22 protein-coding genes and 1 tRNA gene are annotated in these 24118 nt (G+C 51.9%); 10 read left to right on the forward strand and 13 right to left on the reverse strand.

The window, feature by feature from the left end:
- Positions 1–41: 41 nt before the first annotated feature.
- Entirely contained in the window at positions 42–374 is a 333-nt protein-coding gene (locus V2154_RS14295) for a YfcZ/YiiS family protein (RefSeq protein ID WP_353502811.1), read from the reverse strand.
- A gap of 415 nt (positions 375–789) precedes the next feature.
- Here V2154_RS14295 and fadL point away from each other — a divergent pair, with 415 nt between their 5' ends.
- Positions 790–2067 carry a long-chain fatty acid transporter FadL gene (fadL, locus tag V2154_RS14300; protein WP_353502812.1) on the forward strand — a complete coding sequence of 426 codons (1278 nt, stop codon included), beginning with the start codon at positions 790–792 and terminating at the stop codon, positions 2065–2067.
- A 90-nt stretch (positions 2068–2157) separates the two neighbouring features.
- Here the strand turns inward: fadL and mlaA are convergent, their stop codons facing one another.
- The 10 genes from mlaA to ccmA form a co-directional block, all read right to left on the reverse strand.
- Positions 2158–2922, reverse strand: a complete 765-nt coding sequence (gene mlaA / locus V2154_RS14305) for a phospholipid-binding lipoprotein MlaA (RefSeq protein WP_353502813.1) — start codon at positions 2920–2922, stop codon at positions 2158–2160.
- Between the two features lie 32 nt (positions 2923–2954).
- Positions 2955–4166 carry a c-type cytochrome biogenesis protein CcmI gene (gene ccmI, locus V2154_RS14310; protein ID WP_353502814.1) on the reverse strand — a complete coding sequence of 404 codons (1212 nt, stop codon included), beginning with the start codon at positions 4164–4166 and terminating at the stop codon, positions 2955–2957.
- Positions 4163–4687 carry a cytochrome c-type biogenesis protein gene (locus V2154_RS14315; RefSeq protein ID WP_353502815.1) on the reverse strand — a complete coding sequence of 175 codons (525 nt, stop codon included), beginning with the start codon at positions 4685–4687 and terminating at the stop codon, positions 4163–4165. The genes ccmI and V2154_RS14315 overlap by 4 nt, the downstream gene beginning before the upstream one ends.
- Positions 4684–5235 (reverse strand): DsbE family thiol:disulfide interchange protein, encoded by a 552-nt coding sequence (locus V2154_RS14320; protein ID WP_353502816.1) that lies wholly within the window; start codon positions 5233–5235, stop codon positions 4684–4686. Before V2154_RS14320 ends, V2154_RS14315 begins: the two co-directional genes overlap by 4 nt.
- Positions 5232–7205 carry a heme lyase CcmF/NrfE family subunit gene (locus V2154_RS14325; RefSeq protein WP_353502817.1) on the reverse strand — a complete coding sequence of 658 codons (1974 nt, stop codon included), beginning with the start codon at positions 7203–7205 and terminating at the stop codon, positions 5232–5234. The genes V2154_RS14320 and V2154_RS14325 overlap by 4 nt, the downstream gene beginning before the upstream one ends.
- Positions 7202–7696, reverse strand: coding sequence for a cytochrome c maturation protein CcmE (ccmE, locus tag V2154_RS14330; protein ID WP_034791908.1), 495 nt, complete (start codon positions 7694–7696; stop codon positions 7202–7204). Before ccmE ends, V2154_RS14325 begins: the two co-directional genes overlap by 4 nt.
- Positions 7693–7971: a heme exporter protein CcmD gene (gene ccmD, locus V2154_RS14335; protein ID WP_034791911.1), complete on the reverse strand. Its 279-nt coding sequence runs from the start codon at positions 7969–7971 to the stop codon at positions 7693–7695. The genes ccmE and ccmD overlap by 4 nt, the downstream gene beginning before the upstream one ends.
- Positions 7971–8705: a heme ABC transporter permease gene (locus V2154_RS14340; RefSeq protein WP_353502818.1), complete on the reverse strand. Its 735-nt coding sequence runs from the start codon at positions 8703–8705 to the stop codon at positions 7971–7973. The genes ccmD and V2154_RS14340 overlap by 1 nt, the downstream gene beginning before the upstream one ends.
- 276 nt (positions 8706–8981) lie before the next feature.
- Complete coding sequence (ccmB, locus tag V2154_RS14345; RefSeq protein ID WP_353502819.1) at positions 8982–9641, reverse strand: heme exporter protein CcmB; 660 nt, start codon at positions 9639–9641, stop codon at positions 8982–8984.
- A 22-nt stretch (positions 9642–9663) separates the two neighbouring features.
- On the reverse strand, positions 9664–10290 hold the full coding sequence (gene ccmA, locus V2154_RS14350; RefSeq protein WP_353502820.1) for a cytochrome c biogenesis heme-transporting ATPase CcmA: 627 nt from the start codon (positions 10288–10290) through the stop codon (positions 9664–9666).
- A 182-nt stretch (positions 10291–10472) separates the two neighbouring features.
- Between ccmA and V2154_RS14355 the strand changes: the two genes are divergently transcribed.
- The 8 genes from V2154_RS14355 to V2154_RS14390 all read left to right on the forward strand — a co-directional run bounded on the left by V2154_RS14355 (position 10473) and on the right by V2154_RS14390 (position 16301).
- Complete coding sequence (locus tag V2154_RS14355) at positions 10473–11393, forward strand: formate/nitrite transporter family protein (RefSeq protein ID WP_353502821.1); 921 nt, start codon at positions 10473–10475, stop codon at positions 11391–11393.
- 90 nt (positions 11394–11483) lie between these two features.
- Positions 11484–11558 (forward strand) — tRNA-Arg (locus tag V2154_RS14360).
- A gap of 561 nt (positions 11559–12119) precedes the next feature.
- Positions 12120–13007, forward strand: a complete 888-nt coding sequence (locus V2154_RS14365) for a sce7726 family protein (RefSeq protein WP_353502822.1) — start codon at positions 12120–12122, stop codon at positions 13005–13007.
- On the forward strand, positions 12989–13897 hold the full coding sequence (locus V2154_RS14370; protein ID WP_353502823.1) for a sce7725 family protein: 909 nt from the start codon (positions 12989–12991) through the stop codon (positions 13895–13897). Before V2154_RS14365 ends, V2154_RS14370 begins: the two co-directional genes overlap by 19 nt.
- 12 nt (positions 13898–13909) lie before the next feature.
- Positions 13910–14938: an RES family NAD+ phosphorylase gene (locus V2154_RS14375; protein ID WP_353502824.1), complete on the forward strand. Its 1029-nt coding sequence runs from the start codon at positions 13910–13912 to the stop codon at positions 14936–14938.
- Positions 14939–15312: 374 nt separating this feature from the next.
- Entirely contained in the window at positions 15313–15708 is a 396-nt protein-coding gene (locus V2154_RS14380) for a hypothetical protein (protein ID WP_353502825.1), read from the forward strand.
- Between the two features lie 67 nt (positions 15709–15775).
- On the forward strand, positions 15776–16144 hold the full coding sequence (locus V2154_RS14385) for a VOC family protein (protein WP_353502826.1): 369 nt from the start codon (positions 15776–15778) through the stop codon (positions 16142–16144).
- A gap of 28 nt (positions 16145–16172) precedes the next feature.
- Entirely contained in the window at positions 16173–16301 is a 129-nt protein-coding gene (locus V2154_RS14390; protein ID WP_353502827.1) for a hypothetical protein, read from the forward strand.
- Between the two features lie 75 nt (positions 16302–16376).
- Here V2154_RS14390 and chiD read toward each other — a convergent pair whose 3' ends face one another.
- Together chiD and V2154_RS14400 are read right to left on the reverse strand one after the other, a co-directional pair.
- Positions 16377–17630 carry a chitinase ChiD gene (gene chiD, locus V2154_RS14395; RefSeq protein WP_353502828.1) on the reverse strand — a complete coding sequence of 418 codons (1254 nt, stop codon included), beginning with the start codon at positions 17628–17630 and terminating at the stop codon, positions 16377–16379.
- 150 nt (positions 17631–17780) lie between these two features.
- Positions 17781–17906 carry a hypothetical protein gene (locus tag V2154_RS14400; protein ID WP_353502829.1) on the reverse strand — a complete coding sequence of 42 codons (126 nt, stop codon included), beginning with the start codon at positions 17904–17906 and terminating at the stop codon, positions 17781–17783.
- Positions 17907–18133: 227 nt separating this feature from the next.
- Between V2154_RS14400 and V2154_RS14405 the strand changes: the two genes are divergently transcribed.
- Positions 18134–24115: an alpha-2-macroglobulin family protein gene (locus V2154_RS14405; protein ID WP_353502830.1), complete on the forward strand. Its 5982-nt coding sequence runs from the start codon at positions 18134–18136 to the stop codon at positions 24113–24115.
- Positions 24116–24118: the final 3 nt, after the last annotated feature.

Here is a 24118-nt window from a genome sequence, read left to right on the forward strand (position 1 = left end):
GGGTCGCGGCTTGAAGAACTGGCTCATTTTTGTGACGGGGATTAGCGCAATCCCAGCTGGAAGATCATGGTTTCGGCTTGGCAAGAGAATGTGAAGTCGATATTCAGCTCGACGCCGCCTTCAACCTTTTCAATTCGGCTATCAATGACGCAAGGCTCAGATTCCACCGCGCGCGCTTTGGCGGTCAGGCTATTTAACATCTCATTGGCCTGGGCTTCGTTGGCAAAAACGTGACTGTAGGAGGCGGTGCAGTCGGTGTTGTCCATGATAGTACCGACGTCAACGCAACAGCAGGCCGCCGTTTCTTCCGCGCCGCATTTGTTAATGGAGTGCAGAGGCTGGGTGGATTTCGATGACAAAGTTGCTTCGGACATAATCTTCTCCTGGGCCAAATTTACGCCTTGGCGGTCGGCCCTGTTGGTCATTCAAAGGTGTATTTTCATCCACTATTTTACGCCTGCTCAGCCGCTACGCCTAGCACTTACTTTTTGTGTGTCTTTTAAGTGACTAATATCACAGAAATAAATTCAAAAGGTTATAAATGTCACCAATTTTTATCTTCCAAGTTATTAAGTTCCGCCGGAGCTGTATGTTTTTTGTTAAGCGGATCTAATTTCTGGCATCAAATTGGAAATATCCATGAAACATCATTGCAACATGTGTACAGGTCGGACCTATACTTCGCTCACTGGTCTGATTTGTCAGACTGAGAACGAACCCTACAATCCCGCGCTCATTGTTACTTGATGTAACATTGTTTGATAAAAACATAAAATTGAGGTTTTGGTCATGAACCAGAAAAACCTGTTGAAAAGATCAGCTCTGGCAGCTGCAGTGGCAATTGTTTCCTCAAACGTGTATGCGGCCGGTTTTCAGTTAAATGAATACACCGCAGCCGGTCTTGGCCGTTCGTTTTCAGGTGAAGGGGCCATTGCTGATACCGCAGCATCTGGCAGCCGAAACCCGGCAACCATGACCATGTTTGATCGCCCTTCTTTCTCCGGCGGTGCGATTTACGTCGCCCCTGACGTCAACATTACGGGTCGCTCGCCAATCACCGGCAACAGCACTGACGCCGATAACATCGCGCCAAACCAGTGGGTGCCGAACCTGCACTTCATTCTGCCATTGAACGACAAGTGGGCGTTGGGCGCATCTTCCACCTCCAACTACGGTCTGGCGACCGAGTTCAATGACAACTACGCGGCAGGTCCTTTAGGCGGCAAAACCGACCTGATCACCATCAACAACAACTTAAGCGCCGCGTACCGTGTTAACGAGCACTTCAGCTTAGGTTTAGGCTTCGACGCCGTGTGGGCCAAAGCGAAAATCAGCCGTACCGCGGGTGAACTTGGTCCAATTCAGTCTCGCGGCCAGCTCCCGGCAAAAACCGAGATTGCTCACCTGAAAGGTGACGAATGGGGTTATGGCTGGAACGCCGGTATCCTGTATGAAGTGGATGAAAATAACCGCTACGGTTTCACCTACCGTTCCAAAGTGGATATCGACTTTAAAGGCGATTACCGCAACAGCGTCCCAGTTCAGGCGGGCGGCACCGGTGGCAGCACTATTCCTGGCTCTTTGACACTGAACTTGCCGGAAATGTGGGAAATCTCTGGTTATAACAAAGTGGCACCGAAATGGGCGATTCACTATAGCCTGGCTTACACCAGCTGGAGCGAATTCCAGGAGCTGAAAGCCACCGGCAACAACGGCCAGACGCTGTTCCAAAAAGAAGAAAACTATCACGATGCCTACCGCATCGCGCTGGGTACCACCTATTACTATGACGATAACTGGACTTTCCGTACCGGTATCGCCTTCGACGATAGCCCGGTTCCAGCAGACAACCGCACCATCTCTATTCCTGACCAAGACCGTTTCTGGATAAGCGCCGGTACCACTTATGCGTTTAACAAAGATGCGTCTGTTGACCTGGGTGTGTCTTACATGCACGGCCAGACGGTTAACATCAGCGAGAAAGTGGCGAATGGCGTGCCGAACTATGAGTTCCAGGCCAAAGGTACCGCGATGCTGTACGGCGCTAACTTCAACTACAGTTTCTAATGTGACAGCTTGCAATAGCTGGCTTAGATTGTTGATTGCCAGACACAAAAAAAGCGCCGAAAGGCGCTTTTTTCATAGGCAGTATCTGAATCAGTTAGCTGAGTCGATGCTTTGCAGATCATCCTGAATCGCCGCGGCGTTCGGGTTGTTCTGCGGCGTTAACTTGCCGCCGCTTGCCAGGAAGTCGTGACGCTGGAAGTAAGCTTCACGCACCATCAGGTAAGGGTCAGACGAGTTACGCAAGATAGCATCGGAGTCGAGCAATTCGGCACGGGTTTCAACACCTTCAAGCACGAACTTACCGGCCGACATCCAGAAGGTCAGGTAGCTGAGCATCGGGTAGAGGTAATCGACAGTGTCGCCGCCTTCGTCACGCAGAGTGAAGCTGCCGTAAGCCGGAAGCTGCACGTAAGGGCCATAACCTACGCCATAGTGTGCCAAAGTCGTGCCGAAGCCGCGCTTCTCTTCTTTCGCCAGTTTCGGGTTAGCCATTGACGCCACGTCAATCAGGCCGCCCATCCCCAGCAGGGTGTTAAGGAAGAAACGGTTAAAGTGGATCATCGCACGGTAAGGATCACCCTGTGCGAAGGCGTTCACCATGCTGGCTGGCTCATCGAGGTTATCGAAGAAGTTGGTCATCCCGTTACGCGCTGGCATCGGGACATAGTTTCTCCACGCCACAGCAACAGGACGAAGCACATAAGGGTCCATGATGTTGTAGTTGAAGTCGAACATTGTCCGGTTGAAACCTTCAAGCGGATCAGAACGTCCCTGCGGTTCGCTGTCCGATGATGTACCGGCACAACCCACCAGCAGCGCGGTCGCAAACGCCAGCCCAGTCAGGCGTAAGTTCATGGATATCTCCCTATTTTTCTTCAGTTCCGCTGTCAGGGAACCTGCTGATTAATCTCAATGCTGACCTGTCCATTGCCGGAAAAATCAGTCAGCGGACTGTCGCCGTACCAGTCACCTGCGGCTGGCTTCGCCAGTCCGTTTTGTGAAATTCGAACGCGTACTTTTAACTGATGCAGCGAAGAAAGCAATCTTTCCGGCATCATGGCATTGGAATCATCCATTGTCATGGCAAGCGGGAAGCGGCTCAGAGGCAGTTTCTTCACGGCAATCGGCACCGGGCTACTGCCATCGGTGACCGAAATAAACACCGTGCCTTGCTGCGGAATACTCTTCGCGGCGTTATCAGATAGCGTCACGTTAACCGCCAATTTAGCGGAGTTCTGCCCCGATTTGGCCTTCGCCTGCTCAATACTGGCGCGAACCATTTCAGCGCGTTTATCCCCGGCCGGCAGAATCTTCAGCATTAGCTCCCAGGCACCAATGGCCTGCGGATAATGCCCCTGCTCAAATTCATTGTAGGCTAGCAAACTCAGGACGCGTAGGTTGCCCTGATTTTGTTCCAGCATACTGCGCAACAGTTTGCCGCCGCTAATGTTATCTTGCGGATCGCCGGAGCGAGTTAACACTTCCGCATATCCGAGCTTGATGTCCATATTGTTCGGCGAAAGCTGGTAAGCATGGGCAAAAGCCTGCGTCGCGGTATTGGCATTATCCAGCGCCATACCCACGCGGCCGAGCATCATCCAGTCTTGCGCATTGTTCGGGTCGCGCTGCAATTCGGTACGCAGCCCTAAGCCGAGATCCTGCACGTCATTCATGGTTAAGGCTGGCGCATTGTCATCGGCCACGCGGTGGCGTAAATCTGGCATGCGCTGCATGACATTATTCCACGCGCTGACCTGGGTTAAACCGCCGGAATAGAGGTAGAACCCCAGCGTGACCAGCACGAGTAACAGTGCGCCCGGCACCAGCGTCCAGCGGCCAATTGGCTGCGCGGCGCGCTGCTGTTCTTCGGGAATATCACTCAGCAGGTTTTCCTGCAATTCGCGAATATGCTGCGGGCGCTCGTCAACCACGCCCTGCTCTTCGTCTTGCTCAAGCTCGCTCAGACGATGTTGGTAAAAAGCTTTGTTCAGCGCATCGCGCGACGTGTGTTCTGCCCTGTCGCGACGCATCACCGGCACCAAAAACAGTGCCAGCGCGATAATAAGCATCACTACAATAGTCAGCCAAAAAATACTCATGATCCTTTCCCGTCGCTCTCTGTCTTCGTGACATCAGTCAGTAACTGCGCCAGCCGCTGTTGTTCTTTTATTGAAAGCTCTGACGCTGACACGCCCTGTTTCACCGATGTTTCTGACCCTGTTTGTCCATTCTGGCGACGCGCGCGCATGACAATCACCGACGCGCCGATCAGTACAAACAGCAGAGGACCCAGCCATAAAATAAGCGTGGAAGGCGTAACTGGCGGTTCGTAGGTCACAAAGTTACCGTATCGCGCCACCATATACTGCACAATCTGCTCGCGCGTTTGGCCTTCATTAAGTAATTGATAAACCTTGGTACGCATATCGGCCGCTATGATCGAATCCGAGGCCGCGATGCTGGTGTTCTGGCACTTCGGGCAGCGAAGTTGCTCGGTGATTTGCCGATACTGCTGCTCCTGCGCCTCCGACTTGAACTGGTAAGTATCAATGGCGGCAAAGGCCGCCCAACTCAGACTCAGACCGAGGATCAGTGCGCAAAGTGAAGTAACGGCTCTCATGCGTCACCGCCATATTTTTTGTACAGCGGCAGGACTTCGTTTTGCCACACTTTAGCATTCATATCACCGGCATGGCGGTAGCGGATGATGCCCTGACCGTCGATCAGGAAAGTCTCCGGCGCGCCGTACACGCCGAGATCAAGGCCCAGCATGCCGTCGCCGTCGTACAGGCTCAGCGCGTAGGGATTACCCAGCGTATTCAGCCAGTTAACTGCTTTCTGCCGGTCATCTTTATAGTTCAGCCCCACCACGCGGATGCCTTTCACCGCCAGCGTATTGAGATATTCATGCTCGGCGCGGCAAGTCGGGCACCAGGTCGCCCAGACATTCAGCAGAATCGGCTTGCCGTCGCGCAGCACCGACTGGTCGTAGGTTTTGCCCGGCTGCGACAGCGATTCCAGCTTAAATACCGGCACCGGTTTGCCGATCAACGCCGACTCCAGCAGGGTCGGGTCATCGCCGTTGGCGTTACGGGTCAGTTGCACCATAAAGGCCGCGGCCAGCGCCAAAAACAGCACCAGGGGGATAAATAGCAGTTTGCGACTCATGCCTCTTCAGCCTCCGCTTTGCCCTGACGCTTGAGTTTTTTGCTCATGCGATAACGCGGGTCGAGAATACAGAGCACGCCGCCAAAGGCCATAAAGATGCCGCCGAGCCAGATCCAGCGCACGAAAGGTTTGTAGTACAGGCGCACGGCCCACGAGCCGTCATCCATCTCTTCACCCAGTGCGGCATAGAGGTCTCGCGCCAGATTCCCGTGAATTGCCGCTTCGGTCATCATGGTGTGCGCCACGCTGTAATAGCGTTTTTCAGCATGCAAGGTGGTGACAGGCTTGCCATTACGGGTGACGTCGATATTGGCTTCGCCACCGGAATAGTTGGAGCCTTGGATGTCGCGCATATCGCGGAAAACAAAGTGATAATCGTGGATATCCACGCTGTCGCCCGCTTTCATTCGCACATCGCGCTCGACGCTGTAGTTCTGGCTAAAGGCGATACCAATCACCGTGACGGCGACGCCGAGATGCCCCAGCACCATACCCCAATGACTACGGGAAAGATGGGTCAAGCCGCGCCAGAAGGTGTGACGATGGGTGGCGCGCTCGTGCAGCTCCATCAGAGTGAGGACAATCACCCACACTGACATCAGCAGGCCGACCACCGTCATACCGACAATTTTGTCCTGCAGTAGCCAAGGCAGCAGAATCGACAGCAGCAGCGTCACCACTAAAGCCACGCCAAGACGACGCCACAGCTTGCTTGGCTCGTCGCGACGCCAGCGCACCAGTGGGCCGATGCCCAACAGCAGGGCCAGCGGGGCCATCAACCAAGTAAACATGGTATTAAAGAAGGGTTCTCCAATGGAGATACTGCCCATGCCGAGCTGTTTGTGGATCAACGGCAGCAGCGTGCCAAGCAGCACCACCAGCATGGCGGCCACCAGCAGCACGTTATTGCCTAATAGGTAGCTTTCGCGCGAGTGCAGTTCGTGGCGACTTGGCGCACGCACCGAGTTCCCTTTGATGGCATACAGCAGCAACGAGCCGCCGATGATGATCACCAGATAGGCCAGAATAAACATGCCGCGCGCCGGGTCAGAGGCGAAGGAGTGAACCGACACCAGCACGCCCGAGCGCACCAGGAAGGTCCCCAGCAGGCAGAGTGAGAAACAGGTAATGGCCAGCAGCACGGTCCAGGCTTTGAAGGTGCCGCGTTTTTCAGTCACCGCCAGCGAGTGGATCAGCGCCGTGCCTGCCAGCCAAGGCATAAACGAGGCGTTTTCTACCGGATCCCAGAACCACCAGCCGCCCCAGCCTAATTCGTAATAAGCCCATGCCGAGCCAAGCACGATGCCCATGGTCAGGAACACCCATGCCGCCGTCGTCCAAGGTCGCGACCAGCGCGCCCACGCGGTATCCAGTCGGCCCGCTATCAGCGAGGCAATGGCAAACGCGAAGGCCACGGAGAAGCCGACATATCCCATATACAGCAATGGCGGGTGGAAAATCAGCCCAATATCTTGCAGCACGGGGTTAAGGTCGCTGCCGTCCACCGGGAAGCCCGGCAAAGTGCGAATAAACGGGTTAGAAGTCAGCAGGATAAACACCAGGAAGCCGGCGGTGATCATCCCCATGACGGCCAGCACGCGGGCCACGGCGTCTTGCGGCATGCGGCGGCTAAACAGCGCCACCGCCAGCGTCCAGCAGCTGAGCAGTAACACCCATAGCAGCAGCGAGCCTTCGTGCGCGCCCCAGGTGGCGGCCATGCGGTAATAGAGCGGCAGGCGGGTGTTGGAGTTATTCGCCACATAGGCAACGGTAAAGTCGTTCACCACAAAGGCGTGAACCAGAATGATAAAGGCCAGCGTGATGGTGGCGAACATGCCGTAAGAGAGCGGGCGCGCCATCGCCATCATGCGGTTATCTTGCCGCGCCGCGCCCCATTGCGGGTAAATACTCAGGAGTATCGCCAGACCTAAAGCCAGACAGAGGGAAAACGTTCCTATTTCCGGCATCATGAGCGAACACTTCCTTTATCGTTACCCGCGTAGGCCGCAGCCGGGGCTTTTTTATCATCTTTCATTGCATCTTCCACTTCTGGCGGAACGTATTTCTCATCATGCTTCGCCAACACTTGCTGAGCATTGACCACGTTACCGGCTTCCATCACACCCTGCGCCACGACGCCCTGCCCTTCGCGGAACAGGTCCGGCAGGATGCCGTTGTAGGTCACGCTAATCGCGCCACGGGCGTCATAAATTTTAAAACTGACCTGCAAACTCTTGGCATCGCGCTTCACCGAGCCGGGCATCACCATGCCGCCAATGCGCAGGCGCTGGCCGACAAACGGCATCTCGTGGTTTTCACCTTTACCTTGCAGAATCTCGGTCGGCGTATAGAACAGGTCAATGTTGGATCTCAGGGCGTACATCACCAGAGAGATGCTCAGGCCAAGGCCGACCAGCACCACCAGCGCCAGCGAAAGGCGCTTTTTACGACGTGGATTCACAATAACTTCTCCCCGGACGCGTCCGGTTTCAACCGAGGTACAGCCGGCTTCGTCGCGGCTGGCGATTCATTAGTAGGGTTTCGTTTGGATTGCACAATGCGCTTTTCCCGCGCCTGACGACGGCGAACGTCAGCCAGAATTTGCCGACGCTGCACCATGGTGTGCGCCACTAAGGCAATCAGAGAAATCAGCGTGGCTGCGACAGAGAGCCAGACATAAAAGGCGTAGCCGCCCATGTCGAAGAATGCCTGCCAGCTTGAGAATGCGGCGTTCATCAGCGGCGCTCCTTATTAACGAGTTCCGCCACCCACGGGCGCAGGCGTTCCTGAATAAGAATAAGGTTACGCAGGCGCATTAGCGTCAGCGTAATAAAGAAGAACAGATAGCCGAAGATGGCCCAGCGCAGCGGGTAGCGCATACTCGGGTCGATGGTTTGCTGCATGTTGGTCGAGCCTTGATGCAGGGTGTTCCACCACTCCACCGAGTAATGAATGATGGGAATATTGACCACCCCGACCAGCACCAAAATGCCCGCAGCACGCCCCGCAAGGCGGCGATCTTCAAAGGAGTGATATAAGGCAATAGCCCCCAGATAGAGGAACAGCAGCACCAACTCGGAGGTCAGACGTGCGTCCCACACCCACCAGGTTCCCCACATAGGTTTGCCCCAGGCGGAGCCTGTGACCAGTGCAATAAAGGTGAAGACTGCACCTACGGGTGCCATGGCGGCCAGAGCTAAGTCAGACATTTTCATCTGCCACACCAGCCCGATAAAGGCTGCAATCGCCATCGCGCTGTAAATCCCCATCGACCAGATAGCCGCCGGGACGTGAATGTACATGATGCGATAGCTGTTACCCTGCTGGTAATCAGGCGGCGCGTAGCCAAAGCCCCAGACCCAGCCAATTAGCAAACAGGCTAATCCCAGAATGCCGAGCCACGGAATAAACCGGCCGCAGACCGAGTAAAGACGCTCGGGTCGCGCGAGTTGATGTAACCATTTCCACATTGTTATCGTTGCTCACTCTAAAAAGACTTTCACTGGGGCGCGTGGACCGTTATTGGCCTATTGCGCGGTAAGAGATGGAACCGGTTTCTATCCGCACTTATTTATTCGCACTGAATACCCCTTCCCTATATTGTTCCCTATAGAGAAGTGTGATGTTAGTCAAAGGTTGCGCTTTTTCTGCCAATTTGTAACTACAGGTAAATTTAGCCAAATTGATCGGAATAATATTGGCCCGAAATAATTCGAGTTCAGCAAGACTGTTCGAAATATAACCGGTCAGTGAATGCTGACTCGCAAAGCTGCCGCCGTGGCGAACGGTGCGAGTGTCGCACTTCCCGCCAGCATCGCGCCAAGAATTGCCAGATATCCGCCGAGCGGCATGCCCATAGAGGCGGCGTCGATGGCACCTGTGGCAAAAATCAGCACCGGAATATACAGCGGCAATACCAGCAAACTCAGCAGCACCCCGCCTTTGCGCAGGCCCACGGTCAGCGCCACGCCAATGGCACCAATAAAACTCAGGGTCGGCGTTCCCAGCAAAATGGTCAGCGCGACGGCTTTCCACGTGTTGAAATCCAGCGACAGCAGCAATGCAATCACCGGAGATAAAATCAATAACGGCAGCCCGGTGACCACCCAGTGAGCACATACTTTGCCTAGAACCGTTAGCGCTAGCGGGGATGGTAACAATAGTAGCTGCTCCAGCGTGCCGTCGAGGAAGTCATCACGGAACAACCTCTCCAGTGACAGTAGCGAGGCGAGCAGTGCCGCGACCCAGACGATGCCCGGCGCAATGCGCGCCAGCAGTTGTGGTTCCGGTCCCAGCCCCAGTGGAAACAGGGTGATCACGATGATGAAGAACCACAGCGGGTTGATGATTTCCGCACTTTTACGAAAAGCGATTTTCAGTTCGCGGCGCAGGACTTTAATAAACATTAGACCAACTTCCCTAATCGAGTCATAGCAGTTCTGCGTTAGTCAGGCGGAGCTTGCGCACGTCGCGGCTCACGCCCTGTAGGTCTTGGTGGGTAGTAAGCACTACCATACCGCCTCGTCCGGCGTGCATTTCGAACAGGTCGATCAGTGTCGCCACGCCCTGCTTGTCGATAGCCGTCAGAGGTTCATCAAGGATCCACAGCGGCGCACGCGTCAGCCATAGTCTCGCCAATGCAACGCGGCGCTGTTGCCCGGCGGACATCTGCGCCACGGTGAGATCTTCATAGCCCAGCAGGCCGACATTTTCTAATGCCTGATACAGAGCATCGCCATCAACTTTGCCGTCAACCGACTGATAAAATGCCAGATTTTCATATGCAGTGAGTACTGACTTTATCCCCGGCTGATGGCCGAGAAAGAGTAAATCCTGATGGAACAGGTCGCGCTGGCGGCGAGTATTCTCACCCTTCCAGCGCACTTCGCCGGAGTCCGGTGAAGAAAGCCCGGCCAAAATCCGCAGCAGGCTGGTTTTCCCGGCGCCGTTCTGGCCTTCAATTTGCACCATATCACCGGGCTCGATGGTGAAACTCAGGTCGCTAAACAGGGGGCGCTCGTCGCGCACGCAGCTCAGGTTAACGGCTTCAAACATCGGAATATCCCGTAAAATTCACAAGGGTACATCATATCATAAGCATCCTATGCGTCGCAGCCAGAGGTTGCAGTGGTTCCTGCCACTACCCGTCTGTCTTGCAGCATAACTACCATCCCTGTCCTATGCTTAAAACGGTTTTATTTTTCCGCGATGCCTCGCAAAACTTCTGGGGAAACACCATGAATCAAGCCACAAAACAGCAGAATAAAGAGAACGATGTCGATAGCGAGGAGCATGCGCAAGGCACTGAGATTGAAGTTGATGAAGAGAATCTGCCCTCGCGCGCGGCGGCGGTTCACGAGCAGATTCGGCAAGAGGGGGAGAAGGAGCTGGAGCGCGACGGATTGGCGCTGTTCTGGTCGGCGGTAGCCGCCGGGCTGTCGATTAGCGCCTCCATGATGGCCAAAGGCATTTTGCACGCCCGCCTGCCGGAGTCGCCAGAACGCTTTTTCATCGAGAATATCGGTTACACAGCGGGCTTCATTATTGTCATCATGGCTCGCCAGCAGCTGTTCACCGAGAACACCGTCACCGCCGTGCTGCCGGTGATGCATAAGCTGACGCTAAAAAACAGCGCCCTGCTGCTGCGCCTGTGGAGCTGGGTGCTCGGCGGCAATCTGATTGGCTGCGCCTGCGCCGCGCTGGCCTTCCACCTGGTGCCGTTTTTCGACGCCGATACCGACGCGGCCTTTCGCAGCATCAGCCTGGAGATCATGAAGAAAGATCCGACGGCGATGTTTGTCAGCGGCATTATTTCCGGCTGGCTGATTGCCACCATGGTGTGGATGCTGCCCTCGGCAGGCGCGGCCAAAGTGTGGGTGATCATGCTGATGACCTATCTGGTGGCCATCGCCGACCTGACGCACATTGTGGTCGGCTCGGTGGAAATCCTCTATCTGGTGTTCACCGGCGCAATCCCTTGGCACCAGTTCATCTGGCCCTTCGCCCTGCCGACCCTCGCCGGGAATATCATCGGCGGCACCTTTATCTTCGCGCTCATCAGCCATGCCCAAATCCGCAATGACATGAGCAACCAGAACAAGGCCAAGCAGCAGAAGAGAGCCAAGAACAAGCAGGAAAACCAACAGAAAGCCCAATAACTGGCGACGAAACAACCAAACGACCGCCTAACGCCTTATTATTGTGGCAAAAACGAGTATACTACGCGGGCGCTTTCCCAAGCCGCCCGTGTCTCCTTAGTTAAACGGATATAACAAGCCCCTCCTAAGGGCTAGTTACAGGTTCGATTCCTGTAGGGGACACCATTACTACTTCATTTCACAATACATTCAACGCATAAACTCAGTATAACTCCATAATATACATATATTAATTTTAAGGTTATGCATCTTTGACTGTGATTCATTTCCAATGATTTTAGAGACCTGAGATACGCGGTAAATCCCATAAGTCTTACTCTTGTCTTCCTATCTTAGGATTACTAGCTTACTGTCAATAAAATCCATTAAAAACAATCGTTAAACACCAATTTACATAAAATTGATAGAGTGCATAATTACTAAGTGATTTTTCGATTCGGCCCTATTTCTTAACCGCAGAACCGTTGGGACTGACGCAGACTAAAGCTTTGAGGTATAGATTTTAAAACCGATATGTGAAGCGGACAGGCGTAGCGTGGAAAGAGTTTGGGCGAACGAAATATTAGCTACACCAATTTATCTATATGAATTTTTTAGATTTTTTCCCAACTTTTCAACAAAAATAGAGTTTTAAGTTTCTCTCACATATATGGAATCATATGTTGAGATTCAAGAATTAAATGAGCTACTATTAAGTATGGATACATTCGAGATCATGGTATTATTATGTTTTCAGTAGAGAAAAACCAAACTGATAGTCGAGTTCTGGCGCAACTATTCACCAGCCAAGCTATAAATAAAATAGCGAGTGGTGACCTTTCGTTTCTCTATCGTGTCTTGAACGATTTTTTAACACCCCGAACTCCTAACCTTCTCGTTGCTCAGGTATTTGAACTAGCATTCAGCAAGCTATTGATTGATTATAAAACAGAATATTTTTTTAAAAATGCAATAGCTAATAAACTCTATTTGGGGCGGCATTCTGTTCGAGAAGCCACAATGCTTTCTGAGTTCAGAGTCGGCAACAATAAAGCTGATTGTGTGATTGTTAACGGCCACACTACATGCTATGAAATAAAAACTAAATTTGATAGTTTAAAAAGATTGCAAGATCAGCTTTCGGCATATATTAAAATCTTTGATAAAGTATATGTTGTTTGTGATGGTTGCCACATTAATAACGTTTTGTCTAGTGTCCCCGATGAGGTCGGTGTTTTAGAGTTTACTGTAAGGGGAGCTCTGAAAGAAATCAAGAAAGCTAAGATCAATAATCACGAAATAGATCGAGAAGTTTTAATTGGCTCGTTAAGAAAACCTGAGTATGTTTTTATGGCCGAGAGTTTAACAAATAAACCCATAACCACATCCAATATGAACACGTATTCTCTATGTCTTGACATTTTCAACCAAGCTTGCTCAGATGAACTTAGAGCATTATTTAAGCATGTGCTCAAGATGAACAGGAAGGCAGACTCTATTTTTGTTAGTAAATTACCGCCTTCACTAATTAACACAGCAATTAGCTTCAAATTATCAAAATCAAAAAAATTGGCATTCGGAGAAATACTCACTCAAGCCATTAATAAGGACATAAAATGTACTTTCCATTCATAAGAGGTAAGCAGTTTGAATTGGTAGCGATAAGAGAATTAGCTCCAAAGCTGCCTAATAATTTATTTAAACCTATAGTTGAACCGGTAAGAGAAAATCTTTTACCTTTAGTAAAAACAATAAAATCCATAAATGAATTTAATATTAAACCAATAATCATCATCAACCCTTTGCTCGGAGATTTTAAATCTAAAAATATCAATCTCTATCCAAGACTTATATCTTTAGATAACTCATTAAATTTCACTCCTTGCATTCAAATTCAAGATGGAGTCGATGACTACTCAGTGATTTTGCGGGAATTACCTAAAAATGATAAAGCTGTATTCGTTCCAGATATGGTAGAAGATGTAAATCTTGCAATTTTCTCATCATCAAATTTTAATATCGTCCCTGCAGATAGTTCCGATAGTGAAATAGAAAAAATAAATAACATTGTTCTTCTAGATGATCCTTTTCAGAAGAAAAGTAGAAATGCTGACTACAGAGACAGGTCAAAATTTTCATCGTTGCATACTAATTATAATTCTCGACCTAATACTATCGGTTTCAGTGACTATAATATAGTTGGCTCTGAATATTCTGAATCTGGAGGTCCAGCATATGTTGTAACTATCCATTTATCTTATATCGACAAAGATAACCAGCAAATGTACGTACGACATTTTTCCTCATCACCAAGCAATAGCCCCGCTAACCCCGGTGGAAAATTTGAAGAAGCATTAAATAATGCTATCCATTTTATCAATAGAAACCCTTTGGTATTCGATGATACTTTTGGTATTGAGGAATTGAGAAGACTGCACGCTACTGAACATTTTCCCGGGTTAGGTTTAGTAAAAAAAATCACAGTACAGCATCATATTGAGACTATTTGTAATTATTTAAAATAAGTGAGATAGCTTATGCCATACTGTTGCTCTGAATGTTTTCATGATAAAGAAATACTTGAGTTCATTGGTAAGGCCCATCATAGTGGAAGGTGTGGCCATTGCCGTAAAGAAGATACTTTCATCATTGAACCTAAGGAATTATCTCATTTTTTTGAACCATTTCTAGGTTTAGTAACCGAGTCTGATGATGGTCTACCCTTAAGTGAAATATTAAATGATCTATTTTATATTTTTAATAAAGATGTTAGGTCTATCCAGCGTCTGACATCAGAGATATTAGGAGAGGATTACGAAGATAAAAGATATACTTTAAAGCAGGATTTTCAGGAACACATCAGTGAGTGGGAGAATTTCAAAGAAGAACTTAAACATCAAAATAGATTTTTCCCCAAGAATACTCTTTACTCATCTTTATTTGATCCTACTATTAGCAACGCAGAGAGTGATTTATTCCAAATAATTGAACAGTTAAAAGTTGAATATGATGAAGGAGAGGATTTTTTTCGTGCCAGAATACATGAAACTCCATTATCCCAACAAGAGATGGGGATGCCACCAAAGGAAAAGGCTACAGCTGGCAGGGCAAATCCTATCGGAATATCCTATCTGTATCTAGCTAATCAAAAAAACACATGCATTGCAGAAGTTAGACCTAATAATACAAGTACAATATACATATCGAGTTTTATTTCGAATAGGAAACTATCGATTATTGACCTGACTCAACCAAGAAAAAAACTATCAGTTTGTGCATTTGATGAATCTCGTTTCATGACTATTATAGGGATAATCAAGTTACTAGAGACATTATCTAATGAACTATCAAAACCGGTTAAACCAGAAAGTTCAAGTATAGATTATATACCGACACAGTTTCTTTGCGAATTCCTCAAGAGTTTCAGTAGTTGTGATGGTATTGCTTTTGAAAGTTCGTTTGGTTTAGGGAAGAATTTTGTTTTCTTCAGTGATGAAGGATTTAGAATTGAAGAGCCGATCCCACATACTATCATTAGTATTGTCCATGATTTCAACCCTAAATAGGAGTGCACATCAAACCGTCGAGACTGATACCCCTACTAACTTATTGAGGTAACATTGATGGGTATAAATAGGGGTATAAAAAACAACATTTCAAAAAACATTTAATTTTTAATCAGTTGATTTTAAATTCGATTCCTGTAGGAGACAACATTTTTGTACTTCCTCAACATCTCCCAAACCCATTCCCCAACATAAATTGATTATAGAAATCCCAAAACTCTCTCAGATTCTGAATGTCAGATGAAAATGACTGATAATTGGCATATTGTCGTCACCACCATAAATAGTGTCTTAACTAAAATCATAAAGGAACTCCTGCCTCATGGATCCATTAACTGAACAGTTAAAAGGGTTTTTTAAATGCCCTTGGTTGCATGAATAATGATACAGATCGTTCTTCTGATTACTTTATTGAAAAATTATCTACTACCCATTCGATTGTTGAATCCCTATCTGGTTACTATCAAAGCCGCGCTCCTCAGCACCCAGTCGAATACTGGCATCCAAAACTGCAGGCTATTGATTTTAAGAACCTATTAGAAGAAGTGGACAGATGGTTTTTTGAAGCAAAAGCCATGAGCGACCTACCGGATAAAATTAAGAACCAAATAATGTCCGAGTTTGAAGATCATATTATCTCGATGACTATCAGGCCAAAATTTTATGAACTCATTTCCAGCCCGCCAATCTGGTATGGAAATCTTCATACAGAATTCATAATCGAGAGTGAATGCGGGATTTATTTGCTACATTTTAGCTGTCACGACTAAATTCTATAAACAAGCCAAAGCCTAACTCGCTACTTTAAACCCTACATTTAAAATTAAGGCCACCAACATGCCCAACCTAACCCCCTTCTCCTACGTCCTTGCCGTCCCCAACCTCACCAAAACTTCGGCTTATTTCCGGGATGCGTTAGGGTTTTACCTTGCCTGGCCGGAGGGAGGTGGCTGGCAGCTGGCGGTGCGGGGGGGAGTGCGGATAATGTTGGGGGATTGCCCGGATGCGATTGCGCCTTCGGCGTTGGGCGACCATAGTTACTTTGGTTATTGGCATGTTGATGATGCTACTGCCCTTTATGATGAATTTACCGCCTCGGGCGCGATTATTATTCAGCCTATTGCCGACACGCCACACGGCATGCGCGAATTCACTATTGCGACGCCGGACGGGCATCGGATGGCGATTGGTGAAGACTTGGGCTGATAATCTAGACACTTAGCGAGGGAAGCGCGTGTTTTACCGATTTTTAGAGATTTTGGTGTTTTTACTGTTACTGCTGTGGATTGCTCTGCTGTTTAACGTCGGCGGGATGTCGGTAAAACTCAGCGAATTCATGACCTATCTTGATTCACTTCTATGACCTTTGCGTAAGCCACAAAAAAGCCACTTACCCAGTAAGTGGCTGATTACGTTGATGACTTAAGGCCTGTCTATCTTAGTGTTTAACGCCCAGCGTATCGGCCAGCGTTCTGGCTAACTGGTTGTTATCATCGGCACCAAACTCCCAGAACATGGCCCCGGCCAACCCTTTGCTTTTGATGTATTCCCCTTTGATAGCCACCGAGCGCGGGTTTTCGTAAGAGATAGCAAACAGCGGATCGCCCTTGGCAGACTTGATCGACAACCACGGCACTTTCGCCTCATCATCCCAGTGCTGGGTGAAGCGTTTTTGCGGGTCGTTAAGCAGTTTACTGACGATGTCGTTGTACTTCACATAGGTATCTTTGGTCAGGTCATAGCCCAGCGACTTGAACAAGGCAATCTCGGTCGGGCTAAACGACGGCTGAGTAACCGGATTTTTCTGCGCGTCTGGCTTGGTCCAGTCAATGCCAGGCTCCATGGTGCGTTTTGGTACCCGCCCGTAGAAACCTATGCCGAGGTTCATCTGGCTGGCCTTCAGCCCCGCCGCGAGGTAGTTATTCACCACGAAATCTGCGCTGTATTTATCCGCCGCCGCGACGGTTGGCCACTCTTTGGAGTCATACAGGTTGGAGTTGAAGTACTGCGTGCCGTAGGCCATGTCGTAGGTCATCAGGTTGATGTAATCCAACGACGGGGCGATGGCTTTGACGTCAATCCAGCTTTTCGGGCTTTCAGCGCTGGCGGCGACGGCGATGGTCACCAGCTTCTGTTTGCCAAATCTTTCACGCAGCTCTTTCAAGATGGCGGTGAAGTTATCTTTGTCGGCAGGCGTGCTGTCCACCAGTCCCCACGCGCCGTTGACCGGATATTCCCAGTCGAGGTCGATGCCATCAAGGCCATATTTTTTTACGATCTGTTCTGCGGAATCAATGAAGATTTTGCGCGTTTCCGGGGTAGCTGCGGCCGAGGAGAAACCGCGCGCGCCCCAGCCGCCGACGGAAAGCAGCACTTTCAGGTTCGGGTTCTGTTTACGCAAAGCGGGGATTTTTGCCAGATCGGCTTCAACTTTGGGTGACAGCCAAATCTGGTGCAACTTGGCAGGGTCTTTCAGCGCGGCGTTGGTTTCGCCCGCCTCATTGTTGTAAACCAAACCAAATGAGTAGTTGAGATGGGTTATAAGGCGAACGTCGAGTTTATCGATGTCGCCCCCCGGGCCGGCAGTGACGTCACCGCCGCCGTTGAAATAGCCCACTGACATGAGAGAGTTGGCTGAGGCAACTGACGCGCACAGCAAGGGTAATACCGCGAGAAGGGGTAAAAGTTTCATAAATAAGCCTCTTTGACATTTTAAAAACAAATACCGCGACCTAAAGTGAGGTGGCGAATAAACAACCACCTAACCTTAGCATCGCTGGCCTGTCAAAGCAGATATTCATGACAGAATTGTGACCGATATTATGGACTTAATAAGTCATGGTTAGAACGTCCAGCGCACCCCGCCGGTGTAGCCCCAGCCCTTGGCACCATTGCTGTTTATCTCTTTGCGATAATCTACTTCTGCATAGAGCGACACGTCTTTTTTGAAGGTCGCCGTGCCGCACACGCTGTCTTTGCCGCCGTCGAGGCGCAGCAGAGAAGAGGAAAATTGTTCGTTATTGAGCTGTTAAATAACGATGGTTTTATTCGCTATTTCTCTTGCTTTTACTTACCATTCCTTACAAATGTGGTGAGCCCTCCTGCCAGCCCGATAGCCTGAGCTTTTTAATCGCCTTGGCCTGTCGCCGCGCGCAGTGATACCGATCCTTAGCTTGTGGAAAAAAGGTTCAAATAATGGATTTATTACGGTTTTTACTCCGTCTGCCCTTCACTTTACTTAAAGGTGTTTGCTGGCTATTGGCCAAAATTGTTTGGCTGGTGGGGCTGGTGCTGCGCCCGCTGATTGGCAATATTCAGTGGCGCTCCCCTGCATGGGTGGCGGGCGTGAAGAAAGGTTTTCTCGCCACGGAAAAGGGGGTGGATAGCCATCCAAAATCAGTCGCCGCCGGAGTTTTGCTGCTGGTGTTGCTGGCTGTCGGAGGTTTTTACGGTTATCACGCCTGGCTCAATCGCCCTCAGCCCATTGATCCTGCGCCGATGGTTTATCAACAAACCACGGTGCGCGTCGCCGGGCCGGAGCGGGTGAACTACAACGCGCAGAACCGTCCGCCGCAGGAGATCATTCTCTATTTCAGCCATGCCGCTGCGCCTATCACATTGGTGGGGAAAGCCGTCGAGCAAGGCGTAAGCCTGTCGCCAGCCGTTGCAGGCCAATGGGTATGGCGCAATGCCGCAACGCTGGTCTTCACCCCGAAAGCCGCGCTGCCTATGGGTTCGGCGTATAAAATCAAGCTCGACGCCGACAAGTTGCTGGCGCCGCAAATCAAAATTAAACAGACCGAGTACAGCGCCAACGCGCCCTCATTCGACTATCAGCTAGGTCAGGCCGAGTACTACCAAGATCCGCAGGATGCCCAGAAGCGCAGCGCGATTTTCCGCGTGCAGTTCAACGCGCCGGTGGACGTGGCGAGTTTCGAAAAACGCATCTCATTGGGTTTGATTGAAGGCAAAGGGACGCCGGAGAAAAAGCTCAACTTCTCACTGGTGTATGACGAGAAAAAGCTCAATGCCTGGGTCCACTCTGAACCGTTGAAAGCCTTAGAGCACGGCGGATCGGTGCACGTGGCCATTGATAGCGGCGTGAAGGCCAGCGTGGCCTCGCAGCCGACGGCGGGCAAGAAGGATGACTGGGTTACTGTGCCGAGCCTGTATAGCCTCAGCGTGGCCGACGTGGCCGCCACCGTGGTGAACTCCGACGACAACCAAGGCAGCCGCGCGCTGGTGGTCGCTCTCAGCGATGGCGTTAAAGACAAAGAGATCGGTGCCGCGGTCAAAGCCTGGCTGCTGCCGCAAAAGAACCCGAAATACGGCGATGATGACCAGGACGCTATCTACCCGTGGTCGATGTCCGACATCGATACTGGCATCATCAACCAATCTGCGCCGGTCAAGCTGGCGTTAAACGACGCCGAGCAGGAGTATCAGCCGCAGTTCAGCTTCACTTTTGACGCCCCGGCCCATCGCTACTTGCTGGTGGAAATCAATAACGCGCTGACCTCATTCGGCGGCTACAAGATGCCGGAGAAGCAGTATCGCGTGGTGGCGGTGCCGGACTACCCGACCTCGCTGAGTTTTATGTCGCAAGGCTCGCTGCTGTCGATGAACGGCGAGAAGCAAATCAGCGTGGCGGCTCGCAACGTGCCGGGCCTCAAGCTGGATATCAAACGGGTTATTCCAAGCCAGTTGCAGCACATCGTCTCCTTCAAAAGCAGTCAATACTCCTCGGCGGAGTTCAACCGTCTGGGCGATGAATACTTTACCGAGCACTTTGAATACACCCACGCGGTGGACAACCAGAAGCCGGGCGAAGTGAGCTATCAAGGCATCGACCTGTCGCGCTATCTGTCAGACAACCCGAACGCCCGTCGCGGCGTGTTCTTGCTGACCCTCACCCCGTGGGATCCGGCGAAAAAGGCCGAGCAGCCAGAAGAAGGCCAGCCGGAAGAAGAGTACAGCGAAGACGGCGAGAGTAGCGACGCGCAGGTGGGCGACTCCCGCTTCGTGGTGATCACCGATTTGGGCATCATCAGCAAACGCTCGCAGGACAAAACCCGCGACGTGTTTGTGCAGTCAGTGCAATCCGGCCTGCCGGTCAGCGACGCCAAGGTGTCGGTCATTGGTAAGAACGGCGTGGCACTGCTCACCCAAACCACTGACGCAGAAGGCCACGCTCGCTTCCCGGCGCTGGATGTCTACAAAAATGAGCGCCAGCCGGTAATGTTCCTGGTCGAGAAGCAGGGAGACGTCTCCTTCCTGCCGACCAGCGACTACAACGATCGCGGTTTAGACCTGTCGCGCTTTGACGTCAGCGGCGAGCAAACGCCGTCTGACCCGCGCACGCTGAGCAGCTATCTGTTCTCTGACCGTGGCGTGTATCGCCCCGGCGACACCTTCAACATTGGCCTGATCACCCGCACCGCCCAGTGGGGCAATAATCTGGCGGGGGTGCCGGTTCGTGCCGAAATCCGCGACCCGCGCGACACGCTGATGAGCACTCAGCCGCTCAAACTCACCGCCAGCGGCTTCAACGAGCTGAGCTACACCACCAGCGAAAGTTCGCCAACCGGCGAGTGGAATGTCTATCTCTACCTGATTGGCAAAAATAACGACGCCACCACCCTACTCGGCCACGTGGCGGTCAATGTCAAAGAGTTCGAGCCGGACCAGCTGAAGGTCAAACTGCAATTGACGCCGGACCGCAAACAGGGCTGGGTCAAGCCGTCGGAGCTGCAAGCCAATATTGATGTGCAAAACCTGTTTGGCACCCCGGCGCAGAACCGCCGTGTGACCTCCAAACTGACTCTGCGCCCTATGTATCCGAGCTTTGACCAATACCCGGACTACCTGTTCTACGAGAATCGTACCAACAACGACGGTTTCGACACCGAGTTGCAGGAGCAGACCACCGATCTCGAGGGTAAGGCCGCGATCCCGCTGGATCTCAAAGCCTATGCTGATGCTACCTATCAGCTACAACTGCTGTCCGAAGCTTTCACCGCCGGCAGTGGTCGCTCGGTGGCCGCCACCGCCCGCGTGCTGGTGTCGCCTTATGATTATTTAGTCGGCGTGAAGGCCGACGGCGACTTGGGTTACATCAATAAGGACGCCGAGCGCCATCTCAATCTGATTGCGATTAATCCGTCGCTGGCGAAGATTGCCCTGCCGGACCTCAGCCTGTCGCTGATTGAGCAAAAAACCGTGTCAGTGCTGACCAAGCAGGATTCGGGCGTCTATAAATATCAGTCGAAAATGCGCGAAGTGCAGCTCTCCGAGCAGCCGCTGGCGATTGCCGCCGAAGGCAGGGATTTCCGCCTGCCGACCCAGCAGCCCGGCGACTTCGTGCTGGTGGTGAAAACCGCGCAGGGTCAGGTGCTTAACCGCGTTTCTTACAGCGTGGCGGGCAATGCCAACCTCAGCCGCTCTTTGGACCGCAACGCAGAGCTAAAACTGAAACTTAATCAGGCCGAATACCAGCCGGGCGAAGAGATTGAAATCGCCATCAACGCGCCTTACACCGGCAGTGGCCTAATCACCATCGAAAAAGATAAAGTCTATAGCTGGCAGTGGTTTAAAAGCTCCACCACCAGTTCAGTACAGAAGATTCGCGTGCCAGCAGGCATGGAGGGGAATGGCTACATCAACGTGCAGTTCGTGCGCGATGTGAATTCCGATGAAATCTTTATGAGCCCGCTGAGCTACGGCGTGATGCCATTCAAAATCAGCACCAGCGCGCGCAAAGCAGGTTTACAACTCAGCACGCCTGAAGTGATTAAACCGGGAGAAAAACTGCCGATCACCGTCAACACCGACTCGCCGCAAAACGTGGTGGTGTTCGCGGTGGATGAAGGGATTTTGCAGGTCGCGCGCTACAAGCTGAAAGACCCGCTGGAGTTCTTCTTCCGCAAGCGCGAGCTGAGCGTCGACAGCGCGCAGATCCTCGACCTGATCCTGCCGGAGTTCAGCAAAATTATGTCGCTGACCTCCGCGCCGGGTGGCGACGCCGGTGAAGGGCTGGATCTGCACCTCAACCCGTTCAAACGCAAACGCGATAAGCCGGTGGCCTACTGGTCTGGCATCGTTCCGGTCAATGGTCAGGCGCGCTTTGACTACCCGGTGCCGGACTACTTTAACGGCAAAATCCGCGTGATGGCGATTTCCGTCACCCCGGACAAAATCGGCATGGCGCAGACCAGCGCCACGGTGCGCGATAACTTCATCATGACGCCAAATGTGCCTTCTATGGTGGCACCGGGCGATGAGTTTGACGTCAGCGTCGGGGTGAGCAATAACCTTGAAGGCGCGGGCGACCAGCCGGTGGATATCGCCGTTAAGCTGACCACGCCGCCACAGCTCGAGGTGGTGGGCGATGCCCAGCAGTCGCTGTCGCTGGCCGCCAAGCGCGAAGGCAATCTGACCTTCCGCCTGCGCGCCAAGGCCGAGCTGGGGGATGCGCCACTGGTCTTCGACGCTCATTACGCCGACAAGAGCAGCCGCCGCACCATCAGCACCTCCGTGCGTCCGGCGATGCCGTTCCGCACCCAGTCGGTGATGGGCCGCATGAGTGGCAAAACCCAGAGTGTCGACAATCTGCGCAGCATGTTCGATGCCTATGCCCAGCGCGAGGCGGTAGTGTCGAACTCGCCGTTGGTGCTGACCAGCGGGCTGGCGCAGTATCTGGCGGATTATCCTTATTACTGCTCTGAGCAGATTGTCAGTCGTTCGATCCCATTGGTGCTGCAAAGCAAGTACCCGCAGCTCAAGGGCAAGCTGAGTCAGGCCGAGGTGAACAGCCAGTTGAACAACATGCTGCGCACCCTGCGTTCGCGGCAGAACGACAGCGGCGCGATTGGTCTGTGGCAGGCCTCGCCGGTCGCCGATCCGTTTATCACGCCATATGTCGTGCAGTATATGCTGCTGGCAAAATCGTCCGGCTACGCCATCCCTGCCGGCATGCTGGAAGAGGCCAATAGCGCACTGCGCGAACAGGCCGCCAGCGGCTATGAGGACTTGTACCATCTGCGCCTGCGCGCCTTCGCGGTTTACTTACTGACGCTGCAAGGGGAAGTCACCACCAACGCGCTGGCATCGGTACAGGACAGTCTGCAAAAAGGTTACGCCAACAATTGGCAAACCGACCTGAGCGCGCTCTATTTGGCCTCGTCATATCGCCTGCTGAAAATGGATGACGAAGCCAATAAGCTGTTGCAGCCGAGCTGGAATGAGCTGGGCAAGGCGTACAACAGCGCATGGTGGTCGCAGAACTACTTCGACCCGCTGGTGCAGGACGCCACTCGCCTGTACCTGATCACTCGCCACTTCCCGGAAAAGGCCGCGTCGATTCCGCCGCAGGTGCTGGAGAATATGGTGAAAGCGCTGAAAGAGGAGCGTTACACCACTTACTCCTCCGCCATGAGCATTTTGGCGCTGGACAGTTACTCAAGCCAAATCGCCCAGCAGTCTAGCGTCGATGGCCTGAGCATCAGCGCCATCAGTAAAGAGAAACAGGCGCAGCCGGAGGTGATTTCAACCTTGCAAGGGCTGTTCGCCAAAGGTGATTTTAGCGCCTCGGCGCGCTCGATTGAGTTCAGCAACCAGAACGACGCACCGGCCTGGTACGTGGTGACGCAGTCGGGCTACGACGTGGCCGCGCCGCAGAAAGCCATCTCTCGCGGGCTGGAAATTACTCGCGATTACACCGACGAGCACGGCAAGCCGGTTACTCAGGTGACGTTGGGCGAAAAGATTAATGTTCATCTGAAAATCCGCGCCAATGCTAAAGAAGGCCAAAGTAATCTGGCGATTGTCGATTTGCTGCCGGGCGGCTTTGAAGTGGTGCAGCAAGCCGCGCCAGAGCCGGAAAACGAAGCCGAGAATGGCGACGGCGAGGCGCAGGCCGACAACGTTTGGCGCTCGCCAATCGCCGCCGACGGCTCAACCTGGCAGCCGGACTACAGCGACGTGCGCGATGATCGGGTGATTATCTATGGCAGCGCCAGCACCGAGGTGCAGGAGTTTGTCTATCAGATTAAATCGACCAATACCGGTAGCTTCGTCATTCCTCCCGCCTTCGGCGAAGCCATGTACGACCGCGAAGTTCAGGCGCTGTCGGTAGGTTCGGGGAATATCGTGGTGGTTCCGGCGGATGCTAAAAAGTAACGC

The sequence above is a fragment of the Ewingella sp. CoE-038-23 genome (genome assembly GCF_040419245.1).
GTDB classification, from domain to species: domain Bacteria; phylum Pseudomonadota; class Gammaproteobacteria; order Enterobacterales; family Enterobacteriaceae; genus Ewingella; species Ewingella allii.

Bases quoted from the DNA above. Each gene is read 5' to 3' on its own strand.
- mlaA (WP_353502813.1), bottom strand. From the start codon at position 2,922: ATGAACTTACGCCTGACTGGGCTGGCGTTTGCGACCGCGCTGCTGGTG.
- fadL (WP_353502812.1), top strand. From the start codon at position 790: ATGAACCAGAAAAACCTGTTGAAAAGATCAGCTCTGGCAGCTGCAGTG.
- ccmI (WP_353502814.1), bottom strand. From the start codon at position 4,166: ATGAGTATTTTTTGGCTGACTATTGTAGTGATGCTTATTATCGCGCTG.
- V2154_RS14365 (WP_353502822.1), top strand. From the start codon at position 12,120: ATGTTTTCAGTAGAGAAAAACCAAACTGATAGTCGAGTTCTGGCGCAA.
- V2154_RS14375 (WP_353502824.1), top strand. From the start codon at position 13,910: ATGCCATACTGTTGCTCTGAATGTTTTCATGATAAAGAAATACTTGAG.
- ccmB (WP_353502819.1), bottom strand. From the start codon at position 9,641: ATGTTTATTAAAGTCCTGCGCCGCGAACTGAAAATCGCTTTTCGTAAA.
- V2154_RS14325 (WP_353502817.1), bottom strand. From the start codon at position 7,205: ATGATGCCGGAAATAGGAACGTTTTCCCTCTGTCTGGCTTTAGGTCTG.
- V2154_RS14315 (WP_353502815.1), bottom strand. From the start codon at position 4,687: ATGAGAGCCGTTACTTCACTTTGCGCACTGATCCTCGGTCTGAGTCTG.
- V2154_RS14370 (WP_353502823.1), top strand. From the start codon at position 12,989: ATGTACTTTCCATTCATAAGAGGTAAGCAGTTTGAATTGGTAGCGATA.
- V2154_RS14295 (WP_353502811.1), bottom strand. From the start codon at position 374: ATGTCCGAAGCAACTTTGTCATCGAAATCCACCCAGCCTCTGCACTCC.
- V2154_RS14380 (WP_353502825.1), top strand. From the start codon at position 15,313: ATGAATAATGATACAGATCGTTCTTCTGATTACTTTATTGAAAAATTA.
- V2154_RS14320 (WP_353502816.1), bottom strand. From the start codon at position 5,235: ATGAGTCGCAAACTGCTATTTATCCCCCTGGTGCTGTTTTTGGCGCTG.
- ccmD (WP_034791911.1), bottom strand. From the start codon at position 7,971: ATGAACGCCGCATTCTCAAGCTGGCAGGCATTCTTCGACATGGGCGGC.
- V2154_RS14340 (WP_353502818.1), bottom strand. From the start codon at position 8,705: ATGTGGAAATGGTTACATCAACTCGCGCGACCCGAGCGTCTTTACTCG.
- V2154_RS14405 (WP_353502830.1), top strand. From the start codon at position 18,134: ATGGATTTATTACGGTTTTTACTCCGTCTGCCCTTCACTTTACTTAAA.
- chiD (WP_353502828.1), bottom strand. From the start codon at position 17,630: ATGAAACTTTTACCCCTTCTCGCGGTATTACCCTTGCTGTGCGCGTCA.
- V2154_RS14385 (WP_353502826.1), top strand. From the start codon at position 15,776: ATGCCCAACCTAACCCCCTTCTCCTACGTCCTTGCCGTCCCCAACCTC.
- V2154_RS14355 (WP_353502821.1), top strand. From the start codon at position 10,473: ATGAATCAAGCCACAAAACAGCAGAATAAAGAGAACGATGTCGATAGC.
- ccmA (WP_353502820.1), bottom strand. From the start codon at position 10,290: ATGTTTGAAGCCGTTAACCTGAGCTGCGTGCGCGACGAGCGCCCCCTG.